We start from the raw sequence: 15,541 nt of genomic DNA, 5'->3' as shown, positions 1-15,541 counted from the left end.
ATTAAGTGTTAAAACGTTGATTTAACGCTATTTTCACTAATTTAACTCTTATTTAACCTCTGTAAACACAACGTGTTTGCGAAGTTTTGGTGAGTATTTCTTCAATTGAAGACGGTCTGGAGTGTTACGTTTGTTTTTAGAAGTAAGGTACAAGCGTTCACCAGATTCTTTGTGTTCAAGTGTAATATTTACGCGCATGGTATCTCCCTTCTATTATTCAGCTGATGCAGCTTTAGCGATTTTACGTCCTTTGTAGTATCCTTTAAGTGATACACGGTGAGAACGTGAGTAATCTCCAGTAGTTTCGTCAAAGTTTACAGATGGAGCTGTTACTTTGTAGTGTGTACGACGTTTGTTTTTCTTCGCTTTTGAAGTGCGACGTGCAGGTACTGCCATTTTGATTTCTCCTTTAGGTATTTATATTCGATTCAATCTACTGATTTTCATCAACCATATTAGAATAACACATTTTTTTTGTAAAGTAAAGTTACTTGACAAAAAAAGATGAAAAAATTCTCCTGTCAGTCCTAGCAGACAGGAGAAGGTGTTAAATATCAATCTCAAATGGTTCGTCAATGGTTTCTGATACGTATTTTCCGTCTTTCTTCCGTTGTTTGACACATTCTGTGAGGAGATATTCGATTTGCCCATTGACTGAACGAAAGTCATCTTCTGCCCATGATGCGAGTGCAGCGTATAACTTTGTTGAGAGTCGAAGGGGGATCTGCTTCTTTTTAGCTTCAGCCATCTTTAGTAAAGACTTCCTGTGTTGACAATTGGTTGTGCATCATGATTGCCACAGAGTACGACAAGGAGATTTGAAACCATGGCAGCTTTTCGTTCTTCGTCAAGCTCTACCAATTCCCCTTCATTGAGTCGTTCTAGTGCCATTTCAACCATTCCTACAGCACCATCCACAATCATCTTACGGGCATCAATAATGGCAGATGCTTGTTGGCGTTGAAGCATGACAGCAGCAATTTCTGGAGCGTAAGCTAGGTAAGTAATACGTGCTTCAAGGATTTCCAAGCCAGCATCCTCAACACGACTTTGGATTTCCTCACGAATACGGTTAGCTACAATCTCACTAGAACCACGGAGACTACCTTCATCTGCTTGCCCGTCACCTGTAGTATCCACATTAGGAGAGACATCGTAAGGATAGATGCGGACAATATTTCGGAGGGCGCTATCACATTGCAATGAAAGATATTCTTTGTAGTTGTCCACATTGAAGACTGCTTTGGCTGTATCAACAACTCTCCAAGTTACCGCGATCCCGATTTCTACGGGATTTCCTAGACAATCATTGATTTTTTGGCGAGAATTGCTCAAGGTCATAACCTTGAGGGAAATCTGTTTTTTGCCAATTTCAATGTTTACATCATTGCCATTTGATGATTTCATTCCTGACAAAGGAGATTTTGTGCTAACATCACCACTTTGTCCCAGTCTAGTGTGATTTGCAGGGTTGACTGCTACGCTGAAGGGATTAACAAAGTAAAAACCAGGTTCTTTGATGGTACCTGTATAGTTACCAAAAAGGGTCAAAACCAGAGCTTCCTGAGGTTTGACAACTTTTAAACCAGCATGAGCTAGGCCTGCAATTAAGCTTAATAAAAGTCCGATAATAATTCCAAAAATGTTTTCCGAACCAACACCCATTATAAATATAAAGATACCGAGTACGAGCGCCAATTCAATGAGAATCAATGCGAATACACCATTTGCTTTTGAATTGATTAGTTTTTCAGTCATAAGAATGACCTCCTATTATTTGATATCTAAATGATATCACTTTAATTTATAAAGTCAAGAAATAAATGTAACATTTTTAAAGAAAATATTTCTGTATAGAATTTTCTGAAAATTCAAGAATTTTCTTCTGTTCATTGCTTTTAAAATGTGCTATAATAGTAAAAACTGAAATGGGAGGGAATAAATGACTGAATTAGATAAACGTCACCGCAGTAGCATTTATGATAGTATGGTAAAATCACCAAACCGTGCCATGCTTCGTGCGACTGGTATGACAGATAAGGACTTTGAAACACCGATTGTTGGGGTAATTTCGACTTGGGCGGAAAATACGCCATGTAATATCCACTTGCATGATTTTGGGAAATTAGCTAAAGAAGGTGTCAAATCGGCAGGTGCTTGGCCTGTGCAGTTTGGGACTATCACTGTAGCGGACGGGATTGCTATGGGAACGCCTGGTATGCGCTTCTCTTTGACATCTCGTGATATCATTGCGGACTCAATCGAGGCGGCTATGGGAGGCCACAACGTGGATGCCTTCGTCGCTATCGGTGGCTGTGACAAGAACATGCCGGGTTCTATGATTGCTATTGCCAATATGGACATCCCAGCTATTTTCGCCTATGGTGGAACTATTGCACCGGGAAATCTTGATGGCAAGGACATTGATTTGGTTTCTGTTTTTGAGGGTATCGGAAAATGGAACCACGGTGATATGACAGCTGAGGACGTGAAACGTCTTGAATGTAGTGCCTGCCCTGGTCCTGGTGGCTGTGGTGGTATGTACACAGCTAATACCATGGCGACTGCTATCGAAGTCCTCGGTATGAGTTTGCCAGGTTCTTCATCTCACCCAGCTGAATCAGCTGACAAGAAAGAAGACATCGAAGCAGCAGGACGTGCTGTTGTTAAGATGTTGGAACTTGGTCTCAAACCGTCAGATATCTTGACTCGTGAAGCCTTTGAAGATGCCATCACTGTAACTATGGCTCTCGGTGGTTCTACAAACGCCACTCTTCACTTGCTTGCCATTGCCCATGCTGCCAATGTTGACTTGTCTCTTGAGGACTTCAATACGATTCAAGAACGTGTGCCACACTTGGCCGACTTGAAACCATCTGGCCAGTATGTCTTCCAAGACCTTTACGAAGTCGGTGGTGTTCCTGCGGTTATGAAGTACTTGTTGGCAAATGGTTTCCTTCATGGTGACCGCATCACATGTACTGGTAAGACTGTCGCTGAGAACTTGGCTGACTTTGCAGACCTCACACCAGGTCAAAAAGTTATCATGCCACTTGAAAATCCAAAACGTGCGGACGGTCCATTGATTATCTTGAACGGGAACCTTGCACCTGATGGAGCGGTTGCCAAGGTATCAGGTGTTAAAGTGCGTCGTCACGTTGGACCAGCTAAGGTCTTTGACTCAGAAGAAGATGCTATTCAGGCCGTTCTGACAGATGAAATCGTTGATGGCGATGTAGTCGTTGTTCGTTTCGTTGGACCTAAGGGTGGTCCTGGTATGCCTGAGATGCTGTCACTTTCATCAATGATCGTTGGTAAAGGTCAAGGAGACAAGGTTGCCCTCTTGACGGATGGTCGTTTCTCTGGTGGGACTTATGGTCTGGTTGTTGGACATATCGCTCCTGAAGCTCAGGATGGTGGACCGATTGCCTACCTTCGTACAGGCGATATCGTTACGGTTGACCAAGATACCAAAGAAATTTCCATGGCCGTATCGGAAGAAGAGCTTGAAAAACGCAAGGCAGAAACAACCTTGCCACCACTTTACAGCCGTGGTGTCCTCGGAAAATATGCCCATATCGTATCATCTGCTTCACGCGGAGCCGTGACAGACTTCTGGAATATGGACAAGTCAGGTAAAAAATAAACTCAAAAAGCAAGCCAATCTCGGCTTGCTTCTTTTCATCTTCAAAAGTGATTTGCCTGCTTATACTCAATAAAAATCAAAGAGCAAACTAGAAAGCTAGGCGCAGGTTGCTCAAAACACTGTTTTGAGGTTGTGAATAGAACTGACGAAGTCAGCTCAAAACACCGTTTTGAGGTTGCAGATAGAACTGACGAAGTCAGTAACATCTATACGAAAAGCCGACGCTGACGTGGTTTGAAGAGATTTTTGAAGAGTATTAACGAGGTGGCAGTCCAAGGGCAATGCGGCCATAGCGACTGATTCGTGTAATCTTCCAGGCAGGCGACCAGGTAACTTCAACCTTGACATCGTCGATACCCTCGATTTGTTTCAGACCTGCCACGATTTCGATAGGCAAACTTTCTGCACAATCGCAGGCAGTATCAGTGAAGGTCATGACAATCTTGCAGAGACCGGTTTCATCCAGATTAATTTCATAAATCAGTCCTAGATTGTAAACATCCAATTCCACATCTGTATCAAAAACCTTCTCTAGTTTTTCGATAATTTGGTCTTGTAAGGCCAAAGCGCGGTTGTTAATTTTGATATCCTCTCTCATTACAGTCCCTCCACGTGATAAATATCCTCTATTTTCTCATAATTCTGACAATTTGGCAAGTTTTTGATGAATTTTCTGAAAAGACTCTCTTGAGATTTTCTTCTCTTACTGTTTTAATCCCTCTATTTATGGTAAAATAAGACTATTAAGTTTAAAGAGGATTCCCTATGAAATTACAAAAACCAAAAGGAACACAGGATATTTTACCTACTGAGTCTGCCAAATGGCAGTACGTTGAGGGCTTTGCCCGTGAGATTTTCAAGCGTTATAACTATGCAGAAGTGCGTACGCCTATTTTTGAGCATTACGAGGTCATCAGTCGCTCTGTCGGAGATACAACGGATATCGTAACCAAGGAAATGTACGATTTCTATGACAAGGGTGACCGTCATATCACCCTCCGTCCAGAAGGAACTGCGCCTGTTGTTCGTTCCTATGTGGAAAATAAACTCTTCGCCCCAGAAGTGCAAAAGCCAAGCAAGTTCTACTACATGGGCCCTATGTTCCGCTATGAGCGTCCACAGGCAGGGCGTTTGCGCCAGTTCCACCAGATTGGTGTTGAGTGTTTTGGATCTAGCAATCCAGCTACCGATGTGGAAACCATCGCGATGGCAGCCCATTTCTTGAAAGAAATCGGTATTCAAGGTGTCAAATTGCACCTCAACACTCTTGGAAATCCTGAGAGCCGTGCGGCCTACCGTCAAGCCTTGATTGACTATTTGACACCGCTCAAGGAGACCTTGTCTAAGGATAGCCAACGCCGTTTGGAGGAAAATCCTCTCCGTGTCTTGGACTCTAAGGAAAAAGAAGACAAGGTGGCAGTGGAGAATGCACCGTCTATCTTGGACTTCCTTGATGAAGAAAGCCAAGCTCATTTTGATGCTGTGCGTCAGATGTTGGAAAATCTTGGAGTAGACTATATCATCGATACCAATATGGTGCGTGGTCTGGACTACTACAATCACACTATTTTCGAGTTTATCACTGAAATTGAGGGCAATGACCTGACAGTCTGTGCGGGTGGCCGTTACGATGGTTTGGTTTCTTACTTTGGAGGCCCTGAAACTGCTGGATTTGGTTTTGGACTTGGTGTAGAGCGCCTGCTTCTCATTCTTGAAAAGCAAGGTGTGGCCCTCCCTATCGAAAACGCCCTAGATGTCTATATCGCAGTCTTGGGTGATGGAGCAAATGTCAAAGCTCTAGAACTAGTACAAGCCCTTCGCCAACAAGGTTTCAAAGCAGAGCGTGATTACCTCAACCGTAAGCTCAAAGCTCAATTCAAGTCAGCCGATGTCTTTGCGGCTAAGATCCTCATCACCCTAGGAGAGAGCGAAGTCGAAAGCGGACAAGTAACGGTCAAGAACAACCAAACCCGAGAAGAAGTGCAAGTGTCACTTGAGGCAATCAGCCAAAACTTCTCAGAAATCTTTGAAAAACTAGGATTTTAATGATAGATAAACTGGTCAGGAACCCACTCCTGACCTTTTTCTTTTGCAAAATGACAAAAATCGTAAACTTTTTGACAAATATGCTTGTCAAAAAGAAAAAGATGTGTTACAATAAATTCAAGTTAAGAAATAGAAAGCAGAAAGGAGCTATGATGTGGGTAGTATTTATACTATTTATGATTTTCTTTTATTCTAATAATTCTAAAAAAATCAAGAAACTAGAGAATAAAATCAAAAAGCTTGAGCGAAAAGAGAAAGGAAATATAGAAATGTCAAGATTATTGCAAGAATTAATTGGGAAAAATCCAACAATCGTTGGACAAGTGTTTGGAACATCTTTATGGGAAGTTGTGGATGTTGATGAGGAATGGGTCAAACTACGTAGTGTTGATAAAGAGGGGAAAGAAAAATTCAAGTTGCAACGTATTGAGGATATCCAAACCGTTGAATTTGACGGAGAGTAGGTGTGTAACATGCAACTAAAAAATCGTCTAAAAGAGCTTCGGGCTCGCGATAGTCTCAATCAAACCGACCTAGCCAAACTGGCAGGGGTTTCCAGACAGACCATTAGCCTACTAGAACGGGATGAGTACACCCCATCCATTATCATTGCCCTGAAAATATCTCACATTTTCAACGAAACAGTCGAATCGGTATTTCGCTTGGAGGAGGATGAGTGATGAACAAGTATAAAGTGATTTATTATGTAGTGGCCATAGCTCTATTAGTCAGCGTATTTCTACTGATTGGGATAGACTTAGGTTGGTTTAGTCCCTATCAAAGTGACCAATTTATTTGGGCCTACTTTGCTCTTATCCCAGTCGTTGACTGGATTGAAAAGAAAGCAAACAATTTAGCAAGTGAAAAAGGAGAATGAATATGAAAAAGAAAAAGAAAGGTGGATTGTTATTTTTGATGTCTATTGTCTTGGGAGGTTTCTTGGGCATGTTTGTAGGGATGTTTAAGGCACGTGCCGAATCCAACGGAATTATGTTAGATGTAAAACCCTTGATACCATGGCTATCAGCTATCAGCTTACTACTAGCCGTCATTATTCTTTTTTTGACTTTCAATTTCCTAAAGAAAAGCAGAAAATTTCATTCCTTGTATCAAGAGGAAATGGATGATGATCTGAATGAAACCTATTATGTGCAGATGTATCGGAATCTCGAGTTTGGAACTATTGCTTTTAATAGTGCAAGCGTAGCGATTTTATTGGCTCTCTTCATTTCAGGAAGTGAAGTAATTGTACTCGATATAAGCCATATAACCTTATCCCTTTCCTTTTTGGGGTTAGTGTTAGTTTTAAATGCTCAAAAATATCTTTTTAAGACCATTGCTATTGTTCGTCAGTTTGATTTGGCATTTTTCTCTACACCAAAGGATGTCATGGACTTTATCAATTCTTACGATGAAGGGGAGCGCCAGGCTAATTTGGAACAGAGTTTTCGGATTTTATTCCAATTACATCAGTATGTCTTGCCAACCTTGTACTTTCTGATTGCTCTCTTTTCCTTACTGACAGGAGAGATTCAGCTACTAGCTTTCGTACTTGTCGGAGCCATCCATGTTTATATCAATGTGATGCAGTTACCTATGGTAAAACGCTATTTCAAATAAAGGAGTTTCTATGATTCGTGTTGAAAATGTAAGCAAAAGTTTTGGGAGCAAAAAAGCTCTTCATCAGATTTCTTTTGAGATTAAGGAGGGTGAAATCTTTGGTTTTCTTGGCCCTTCTGGCTCAGGTAAAACAACCATGATCAATGTCTTAACAGGACAGTTGGCTGCAGATCAAGGTAAAACAGTTTTGTTAGGCAAGAATTCTCAAGATTTAACCTCAAATGATTTGGAACAAATTGGTATTGTTAGTGATGGCAGTGGTTTTTATGAAAAGATGAGTCTTTATAAAAATCTTCTCATCTATGCTAAGTTATATGGCCTCAAGGCAGATAGAGTAGTTCAGGTGCTTCAACAGGTTGGATTGGCAGATGCTAAAGATATTATTGCAGAAAAGTTATCTACTGGAATGAAACAACGAATGTTCTTGGCTCGTGCCCTTCTGAATGCTCCTAAGATTCTCTTTCTAGATGAGCCAACCAGTGGCTTAGACCCTACAACATCTAAGATGATTCATACCCTACTTCAAGAATTAAAGCAGGCGGGGACAACTATCTTTCTGACCACGCATGATATGAATGAAGCAACTCTGCTTTGTGATCGCTTATCTCTTTTGAATAAGGGTAACCTAATAGAGTATGGAAGTCCGCAAGATATCATCCAGAAGTACCATGTGGATAAGAAAGTACGTGTGGTTTATAACGACGGACGAGAACAGATAGTTCCATTTGATGAATTACCACATTTAGACACGACAGATTTGATGGTGGTTCACTCTTGTGAGCCAACTTTAGAAGAAATCTTTATCAGATTGACAGGAGAAAAGTTAGATGTTTAGAAAATTAAATGCCCTACTATGGTTAAGATTACAAGTTCTTATCAGCAATTCAACTTTGTTGGCGACTCTATTGTTGCCTTTTGGACTGGCTGTTCTATATAATGAGTTCTTAAACAAGAGTGGAGAATTGAGTACGTATTTCCTTTCTATGAGTTTGACGATGGTCTTGAGCATGGGAAGTGGTTATATGGTATCGATTATGATGGCAGAAGATAAGGAAAAGCGCAATCTTAAATCACTCATCCTAAGTGGTGTGACAGCAACAGAATATACTTTCAGTATGCTCATTCTCCCTCTGTTGATTATGTTGCTTGGAATGATTTTACTACCAATCTATTTTAAAGTGGATGTATCAGGTTACTTATTGGCCTATGTTATCTATTTGGTCTTAGCAGCTATTAGTGTTATTTTTCTCAACCTTCTAATCGGTGCAGTGTCAGATACTCAGTCTAAAGCGCAAGTTTATAGTATGTTTCCTGTGTTTATCGTCTCTTTTTTACCCATGATTGCTCTTCAAAATGATACGGTTCAGAAAGTGTTGGATTACTCTTTTATTGGTCCAATTGTAAATCTTTTAAATAAAAAAGGTGGGGAAATATCTTTTTCTAATATTGGTATGTTACTTGCCTGGGTACTTGTGTTAGGAATAGCGAACCTCTTTGTATTGAAAAATAGCTATAAAGCAAGATAGGAGATTTATATGAAACTACTTAAAAACCTCGGCTGGTTTCTTCTAGCCATTCTATCTTTTCTGGTTATCTATGGGACCGTTCAAAGTGGGGCTGTAGAAGCTTTGAAACTGGGCGCTTCGCCCTATGCTACTACCTTGCTTTATGTGGCCTTGGCTGGAGTATATGTGTACGTCATTTATAAATGGTACCAGAAAGCTCCTGTTCATATTGAGAAGAGTGGCTTTAACCGATTTATTTGGCTCCCTGCCTTGGTTTGGTTCTTATCTCTTGTCGTTCAATTCTTCCTGCCAAATGATCCTTCAGTAAATCAGCAAATAGCGACAGACTTGACCTTGTCTCAACCACTTTTCTCATTCTTTGCGGTCGTTATTTTTGCTCCTTTGACGGAAGAACTTATCTTTAGAGGAATGCTGGCGCGCTATCTCTTTCCTAAGCAGGACAATAGTAAACAAACCCTGATTTTTCTTTTAATATCTAGTATTATCTTTGCCTTGATTCATTTCCCAGGAACTTTGCAACAGTTTTTGGTTTATGCTAGTCTAGGATTGAGTTTGGGGCTGGCTTATGTAAGTCGAAAAGGTCTTCTTTACAGCATTTCTCTTCACGCTTTGAATAATTTAGTCAGCTTTTTGATGATTCTCATGCTATAATAGAGTCAGGAGGTCACATGAAACGAGTAATTTTATTAGCAGTGATTCAGGCAGTCGTTCTATTTTTCATCATTGGAGCGCTAGCTTATGCCTTTAAGGGCGATTTCTTCTACAACTATCTAGCAGTAGTCTTTGCCCCTATTGCAGGTGTTTTGCGCTTTGGGACAGCTTACACAACAGAAATTGTCTTGCCTCGAAAGGCAGCCGAAATTGCTGAAAAGCGTAAAGCAGGCAAAAATTCAAAATAAAAGAGTCCGGTGAACTTCATCGGATTTTTGTATTGGCGTTAATTTTTAGAGTCTTCACTTGATTTTTAAAGTCAGGCAAACTTTTCTGATGATTTTCATGAAGAGCCTGCGCTTTTATGGTAAAATAGTAACAGAATAAAAGAGGAGAGAAACAATGAAACGTAGTATGTATGCTGGTCGTGTTCGTGAGGAACACATCGGACAAGAAATGACCTTGAAAGGATGGGTTGGCCGTCGTCGTGACCTTGGTGGTTTGATCTTTATCGACCTTCGTGACCGTGAAGGAATCATGCAGTTGGTTATCAACCCTGAAAAAGTTTCTGCAGAGGTCATGGCAACAGCTGAAAGCCTTCGTAGCGAATTTGTTATCGAGGTGACTGGACAGGTCGCTGCGCGTGAGCAAGCCAATGATAAGTTACCAACTGGTGCAGTTGAGTTAAACGTGACAGCTCTGACAGTGCTTAATACAGCTAAGACAACACCATTTGAGATTAAGGATGGGATTGAGGCCAATGACGATACACGTTTACGTTACCGTTATCTTGACCTTCGTCGCCCAGAAATGTTGGAAAATCTTAAACTTCGTGCTAAGGTGACCCACTCTATCCGCAACTACTTGGATGAGTTGGAGTTTATCGACGTGGAGACACCATTCCTTTCTAAGTCAACGCCTGAAGGGGCGCGTGACTACTTGGTACCGTCTCGTGTTAATAAAGGGCATTTTTATGCTCTTCCTCAAAGTCCACAAATCACGAAACAGCTCTTGATGAATGCTGGTTTTGACCGTTATTACCAAATCGTTAAATGCTTCCGTGACGAGGACTTGCGTGGAGACCGCCAGCCTGAGTTCACTCAGGTCGACTTGGAAACTTCATTCCTTACTGAGCAAGAAATCCAAGACATCACAGAAGGCTTGATTGCGCGCGTGATGAAAGAAACCAAAGGCATTGAAGTCACTCTGCCATTCCCTCGTATGAAATACGATGATGCGATGTCTCTTTACGGTTCTGACAAGCCAGATACCCGTTTTGACATGTTGCTTCAGGATTTGACAGCAGTGGTCAAAGGTGTAGACTTTAAAGTCTTTTCAGAAGCACCTGCTGTAAAAGCAATTGTAGTCAAAGGAGCTGCGGACAACTATTCACGTAAAGACATCGACAAGATGACCGAAGTAGCCAAACAGTATGGTGCCAAAGGTCTTGCTTGGGTCAAGGTGGTTGATGGAGAATTAAACGGACCAGTTGCCAAGTTCTTGACTAGCATCCAAGCAGAATTGACAACAGCGCTTGCTCTTGAAGATAAGGACTTGGTTCTCTTTGTGGCGGATACGCTTGAAGTGGCTAATGCAACGCTTGGTGCCCTTCGTGGACGTATTGCCAAAGAGCTTGGTTTGATTGATAATGATAAATTCAACTTCCTTTGGGTTGTTGACTGGCCAATGTTTGAATGGTCTGAAGAAGAAGGTCGTTACATGAGCGCCCACCATCCATTTACTCTACCACAGGAAGAGACTGCTCACGAATTAGAAGGTGATTTGGCGAAGGTTCGTGCCATTGCTTACGATATTGTCTTGAACGGTTATGAACTTGGTGGTGGTAGCCTTCGTATCAACCAAAAAGACCTTCAAGAACGTATGTTCAAGGCTCTTGGTTTCTCAGCCGAAGAAGCAAATGACCAGTTTGGTTTCCTTCTTGAAGCCATGGACTATGGTTTCCCACCACACGGTGGCTTGGCTATCGGGCTTGACCGATTTGTCATGCTCTTAGCAGGAGAAGAAAATATTCGTGAAGTTATTGCCTTCCCTAAGAACAATAAGGCAAGTGACCCAATGACACAAGCTCCTTCAACAGTAGCTCTCAAACAACTAGAGGAACTCAGCTTACAAGTAGAAGAAGATGAAACAAGCAAAACGAATTAAGCGGTGGCGCTATTATCTGCGCCGCTTTGCTCATCAGATAAAAATTTTACGTGTCTTACAAAGCATCTCTCGCGAAAAATATGATGAGAAGATTTCGGCCTCTCTGGTCTATGGATTTTTATCAGCAGTAGCGGTCAATTTCTTTTTCCAACCAGGTCATGTGTATTCGAGTGGTGCGACAGGTCTGGCACAGATTATCTCTGCCTTGAGTAATCACTGGTTTGGTTTTCATATCCCGATTTCGTTGACCTTCTATGCCATTAATTTCCCTTTGATGGTCTTGGCTTGGTATCAAATTGGGCATAAGTTCACCGTCTTTACCTTTATAACGGTATCCATGAGTTCCTTCTTTATCCAGTTTGTCCCTGTGGCGACCTTGACGGAGGATCCCATTATCAATGCCCTTTTTGGGGGTGTTGTCATGGGCTTGGGGATTGGTTTTGCTCTTCGAAACAATATCTCCAGTGGTGGGACGGATATCGTCAGCCTGACTATTCGCAAGAAAACGGGTAAGAATGTTGGTAGTATTTCTTTCTTGGTAAATGGGACCATCATGCTGATAGCAGGCTTGACCTTTGGTTGGGAATACGCTCTCTACTCTATGATTACCATCTTTGTCTCTAGCCGTGTCACAGACGCTGTCTTTACCAAGCAAAAACGGATGCAGGCCATGATTGTGACCAATCATCCAGAGAAGGTAATTGAAAAAATCCATAAAAAATTGCACCGCGGTGCAACCATGATCCACGATGCAGAAGGAACCTATAATCACGAAAGAAAGGCAGTTTTAATCACTGTCATTACACGTGCAGAGTTTAATGAATTTAAACAGATTATGAAACAGGTGGATCCAAGCGCCTTTGTCTCTGTCTCGGAGAATGTTCATATTTTGGGACGGTTCGTTGAAACAGATAATTAGTGATCAAAAAAACCAGCTCGAGCTGGTTTTTATTTTTCGATAATTTTGTGGGCAATCAACTGGCGATAACAAATTTGTTTATTGCTTTTAGCATCATTGATGATCTGGAGAATAGTTTCAAAGGAAACACGACCAAGCTCCAAACTATTGATATCGACATAGGCTGCCAAGTTGAGCTTGGGATTGACTGAGTCGAAGCTGAGGACAGGGACATCCAGTTGGTGTTTTGCGATGTAATCACAGACCCCTGCAGCAAGGAGACTATCAATGGTAATAATAGCGTCAATATTTGGATCGTGTTTGAAGAGAAGTCTACTAAAGCGATAACCATTATCTTCAAGAAATTCAGTAGCAAAGTAAGTCAGATTAGTATCGAGAGGAAGTTGGTATTGTTTTAGAGCTAGCTCGTAACCTGTCAGACGGTCTTGTGTTACGAAGAGTCGCTTAGTACCTCCGATAAAGGCAATTCGCTTGCATCCTTTTTTGATGAAATACTCTGTCGCATCAAAACCAGCTTGGACATTGTCATTATCGACAAGTGGAATGAAGGGAGATAGAGATTTACCTAAGATAAGGAAAGGAAATTGCTCGTCTGCTACTAACTTAACCAAAGGGTCCTCTTCTTGGGCATAGAGGAAAATCAAACCATCTACACGCTTACCATAGACCATCTGAGAAATAGCTTTAAGACGCTCTTTGGCATCTTTACCTGTCGCGATCTGAATGGCGTAGTGGTTTTCAGAGGCGACTTGGGCGATACCACGGAGGACAGATGGGAAGAAAGGATTTTGATAGAAGGCGTCTGAGTCGTCAGGAAGCACCAAGCCGATAACTTGGGTATAACTGCTTACCAAACTACGAGCGTTGAGGTTGGGGTGGTAATTGAGCTCCTTCATAGCCTTACGAACACGTTTTTTTGTTTCGTCGCTAATGGTTGATTTGTTTTGAATAACACGGGTTACGGTTGAAGGTGAAACACCAGCAGCCTTGGCCACGTCTTTAATCGTAACGGGCATAAAAATCTCCTATTTATGGTAATCTGGATCACGGAAATGCGTTTTATAAAAGATAGTGACCAGATACAGAACAAAAAGAATGTTTTGTACAGTGATGAGGTTTGACATATTTTGGCCAAAGAGTCCCAAAATAAGTGTAATCAGAGTTGGTAATCCTAAACAATTCAAGATAAAATGGTAGCACTCTTTAAAGGTCCTAAATGAAAAGAGGCGTGATTTCTTAGTGATATAAAGGAGAAGACTAGCCCCTAGAGAGACGATAAAGAAATTCAAACCAAAGAGGAAGCTTGCACCGAGAACTAGGAAGAGACTGATATAGACACGATTCTGCTGGTACCAGTCTTTAGAAATTGCTTGGGTCAAGCTATCTTTACTTTTGAAACTCTCAGTCTCAATCGCCCGGTAAGAGATACGGGTCAATTCCTTGCTTTCCTTGCTGATGACGAGCTCATTCGTATCGAAATGCAGTTGCAAGTCCTTAGGTAACTCCTTACTTTGACTTGGACCGATTAAAAGAGAAGGGGTTTGACTAGCTGTTCCTGTATAAGTTAATTTACCATCAACAATTGCAGCATGTTCGGAGAGATCCTGGACAACCTCATCTGTCAATGGTTCATAGACATTATCGATAAAGGTTTCTAGCGGATAAGTCTCCTGCGAGCTGTTTTGGATGGCAATAGGTACCATAGATAAGCTGATAAGGAAGATACTGGTAAAGAGAAGCTGAAACCAGTTGAGCCCGAAACGTTTGGACAGGGGCTTACGAAATCCCCAAATACTTGAAAAATAGGAAAATGGATATGGAAGCATAGGTATCTTTCTAAAAGGTGTTTTCTATATGAGTATTATTATATAGAGAAATGTGCTTTATTTCAAGTCTAGGAGAAAAATTGCTTGTTACAAGGATGTTATTTACAGTAACAATCGCTAATACTCAATGAAAATCAAAGAGCAAACTAGGAAGCTAGCCGCAGGTTGCTCAAAACACTGTTTTGAGGTTGTGGATAGAACTGACGAAGTTAGTAACCGTACTACGGCAAGATAAAGCTGACGTGGTTTGAATTTGATTTTCGAAGAGTATAAAATGAAAAAGGGTGGCGGGGATATATTATCCCTTGTCGCCACCACTTGTAAGTCCTGAAACAAAGTTCTTTTGTAGGAAGAAGAAGAGAATACAGATTGGAAGGGCAATGAGGATAGCACCTGCTGAGAAGTAGGCAATCTTCAAGTTTTTCACATTGCTAACGAAGGTTTGGAGACCTACGGCAACAGTAAAGTATTCTTTCTCACGAAGCAAGAAACTAGAAAGGATATAGTCTCCAAAAGGTCCCATGAAGGCCCAGAGAGCTTGTACGGCAACCATTGGGCGAACAAGTGGAAGAACAATTTGCCAGAAGCGGCGGAAGTGTCCTGCACCGTCTAGTTTTGCAGATTCGTCTAGAGACATTGGCACTGTATCGAAGTAGCCTTTCATGAGCCAAGCATTCATCGGGATACCACCACCAACGTATAGGAAGATGAGGAACCAGCTGTGGTTAAGGGCGTTCAACATAAGCGCCATAACGAAGAAGGCTGTCAAAGCGGCCATGGTTGGCACCATTTGGATAATCAAGAAGAAGACCAAACTTTGTTTACGAGCCAAGAAGTTGTAACGGCTGTAGGCATAACCAGCAAGTACGATGATACTTGTTTGAACCGCCATGGTAACCAAGGCGATGATCAAGGTATTGAGATACCAAGTACCGTATAGAGTTTCAGTAAAGAGTCCTTTAAAGTTATCAAAATTGAAGTCGATGTTAGTATCAAGTTTAAAGGCTGCGACGTTACCTGCTTTAAAGGCTGACATGATGGTAATCAACAGTGGATAGATAATCACGATTGATAGACCAATCAAGTAGAGGTAAGTAAGGGTTTGAGTCAGTCTACGTTTGAGTTTAATTGAGTTATTCAT

The 15,541-nt window shown here is 41.4% G+C and carries 20 protein-coding genes; 12 read left to right on the top strand and 8 right to left on the bottom strand.

Annotated features, from left to right (window positions below; all coding sequences use genetic code 11):
* Positions 1 to 48: 48 nt before the first annotated feature.
* From rpmG to CBI42_RS06210, 4 genes are all read right to left on the bottom strand, one after another.
* Positions 49 to 198, bottom strand: coding sequence for a 50S ribosomal protein L33 (rpmG, locus tag CBI42_RS06225; protein WP_001265622.1), 150 nt, complete (start codon positions 196 to 198; stop codon positions 49 to 51).
* A 15-nt stretch (positions 199 to 213) separates the two neighbouring features.
* Positions 214 to 396, bottom strand: a complete 183-nt coding sequence (gene rpmF, locus CBI42_RS06220) for a 50S ribosomal protein L32 (protein WP_000290417.1) — start codon at positions 394 to 396, stop codon at positions 214 to 216.
* A gap of 151 nt (positions 397 to 547) precedes the next feature.
* Positions 548 to 748, bottom strand: a complete 201-nt coding sequence (locus tag CBI42_RS06215; protein ID WP_000796544.1) for a PTS ascorbate transporter subunit IIC — start codon at positions 746 to 748, stop codon at positions 548 to 550.
* Positions 749 to 750: 2 nt separating this feature from the next.
* On the bottom strand, positions 751 to 1,758 hold the full coding sequence (locus tag CBI42_RS06210) for an SPFH domain-containing protein (RefSeq protein ID WP_094753530.1): 1,008 nt from the start codon (positions 1,756 to 1,758) through the stop codon (positions 751 to 753).
* A 184-nt stretch (positions 1,759 to 1,942) separates the two neighbouring features.
* Between CBI42_RS06210 and ilvD the strand changes: the two genes are divergently transcribed.
* Complete coding sequence (gene ilvD / locus CBI42_RS06205; RefSeq protein WP_061590117.1) at positions 1,943 to 3,646, top strand: dihydroxy-acid dehydratase; 1,704 nt, start codon at positions 1,943 to 1,945, stop codon at positions 3,644 to 3,646.
* Between the two features lie 256 nt (positions 3,647 to 3,902).
* Here ilvD and CBI42_RS06195 read toward each other — a convergent pair whose 3' ends face one another.
* Positions 3,903 to 4,244, bottom strand: coding sequence for a metal-sulfur cluster assembly factor (locus tag CBI42_RS06195; RefSeq protein ID WP_094753529.1), 342 nt, complete (start codon positions 4,242 to 4,244; stop codon positions 3,903 to 3,905).
* A 167-nt stretch (positions 4,245 to 4,411) separates the two neighbouring features.
* On the opposite strand from CBI42_RS06195, the gene hisS reads away from it, so the two are divergent.
* The 11 genes from hisS to CBI42_RS06140 all read left to right on the top strand — a co-directional run bounded on the left by hisS (position 4,412) and on the right by CBI42_RS06140 (position 12,574).
* Positions 4,412 to 5,692 (top strand): histidine--tRNA ligase, encoded by a 1,281-nt coding sequence (gene hisS, locus CBI42_RS06190; protein WP_094753528.1) that lies wholly within the window; start codon positions 4,412 to 4,414, stop codon positions 5,690 to 5,692.
* A complete protein-coding gene (locus CBI42_RS06185) occupies positions 5,692 to 6,156 on the top strand; it encodes a hypothetical protein (RefSeq protein ID WP_060627255.1) in 465 nt (154 codons plus the stop codon). Before hisS ends, CBI42_RS06185 begins: the two co-directional genes overlap by 1 nt.
* A gap of 9 nt (positions 6,157 to 6,165) precedes the next feature.
* The gene (locus CBI42_RS06180; RefSeq protein WP_060627254.1) at positions 6,166 to 6,372 is read left to right on the top strand and encodes a helix-turn-helix transcriptional regulator; all 207 of its coding nucleotides are present in this window, start codon (positions 6,166 to 6,168) and stop codon (positions 6,370 to 6,372) included.
* Positions 6,372 to 6,569, top strand: a complete 198-nt coding sequence (locus CBI42_RS06175) for a hypothetical protein (protein WP_042900140.1) — start codon at positions 6,372 to 6,374, stop codon at positions 6,567 to 6,569. Before CBI42_RS06180 ends, CBI42_RS06175 begins: the two co-directional genes overlap by 1 nt.
* A 2-nt stretch (positions 6,570 to 6,571) precedes the next feature.
* Positions 6,572 to 7,312 carry a DUF3169 family protein gene (locus CBI42_RS06170; RefSeq protein ID WP_179211373.1) on the top strand — a complete coding sequence of 247 codons (741 nt, stop codon included), beginning with the start codon at positions 6,572 to 6,574 and terminating at the stop codon, positions 7,310 to 7,312.
* A gap of 10 nt (positions 7,313 to 7,322) precedes the next feature.
* Positions 7,323 to 8,147, top strand: a complete 825-nt coding sequence (locus CBI42_RS06165; protein ID WP_024057248.1) for an ABC transporter ATP-binding protein — start codon at positions 7,323 to 7,325, stop codon at positions 8,145 to 8,147.
* Entirely contained in the window at positions 8,140 to 8,838 is a 699-nt protein-coding gene (locus CBI42_RS06160) for an ABC transporter permease (RefSeq protein ID WP_020903388.1), read from the top strand. Before CBI42_RS06165 ends, CBI42_RS06160 begins: the two co-directional genes overlap by 8 nt.
* Before the next feature lie 9 nt (positions 8,839 to 8,847).
* The gene (locus tag CBI42_RS06155; RefSeq protein WP_084926035.1) at positions 8,848 to 9,489 is read left to right on the top strand and encodes a CPBP family intramembrane glutamic endopeptidase; all 642 of its coding nucleotides are present in this window, start codon (positions 8,848 to 8,850) and stop codon (positions 9,487 to 9,489) included.
* A 17-nt stretch (positions 9,490 to 9,506) separates the two neighbouring features.
* Complete coding sequence (locus tag CBI42_RS06150) at positions 9,507 to 9,737, top strand: hypothetical protein (RefSeq protein WP_000832184.1); 231 nt, start codon at positions 9,507 to 9,509, stop codon at positions 9,735 to 9,737.
* Positions 9,738 to 9,891: 154 nt separating this feature from the next.
* Entirely contained in the window at positions 9,892 to 11,655 is a 1,764-nt protein-coding gene (gene aspS / locus CBI42_RS06145) for an aspartate--tRNA ligase (RefSeq protein WP_094753526.1), read from the top strand.
* Positions 11,633 to 12,574: a YitT family protein gene (locus CBI42_RS06140; protein WP_024057518.1), complete on the top strand. Its 942-nt coding sequence runs from the start codon at positions 11,633 to 11,635 to the stop codon at positions 12,572 to 12,574. Before aspS ends, CBI42_RS06140 begins: the two co-directional genes overlap by 23 nt.
* A gap of 29 nt (positions 12,575 to 12,603) precedes the next feature.
* On the opposite strand, the gene CBI42_RS06135 is transcribed toward CBI42_RS06140, so the two are convergent.
* The 3 genes from CBI42_RS06135 to CBI42_RS06125 all read right to left on the bottom strand — a co-directional run bounded on the left by CBI42_RS06135 (position 12,604) and on the right by CBI42_RS06125 (position 15,541).
* Entirely contained in the window at positions 12,604 to 13,590 is a 987-nt protein-coding gene (locus tag CBI42_RS06135) for a LacI family DNA-binding transcriptional regulator (RefSeq protein WP_001145419.1), read from the bottom strand.
* 9 nt (positions 13,591 to 13,599) lie between these two features.
* A complete protein-coding gene (locus tag CBI42_RS06130; RefSeq protein WP_094753525.1) occupies positions 13,600 to 14,400 on the bottom strand; it encodes a DUF1189 domain-containing protein in 801 nt (266 codons plus the stop codon).
* Positions 14,401 to 14,698: 298 nt separating this feature from the next.
* Positions 14,699 to 15,541, bottom strand: coding sequence for a sugar ABC transporter permease (locus CBI42_RS06125; protein WP_001065643.1), 843 nt, complete (start codon positions 15,539 to 15,541; stop codon positions 14,699 to 14,701).

The organism is Streptococcus sp. KR (assembly GCF_002238115.1).
In the GTDB taxonomy this organism is placed as follows: Bacteria; Bacillota; Bacilli; order Lactobacillales; family Streptococcaceae; genus Streptococcus.
This window is presented reverse-complemented; position numbering and strand designations above follow the sequence as displayed.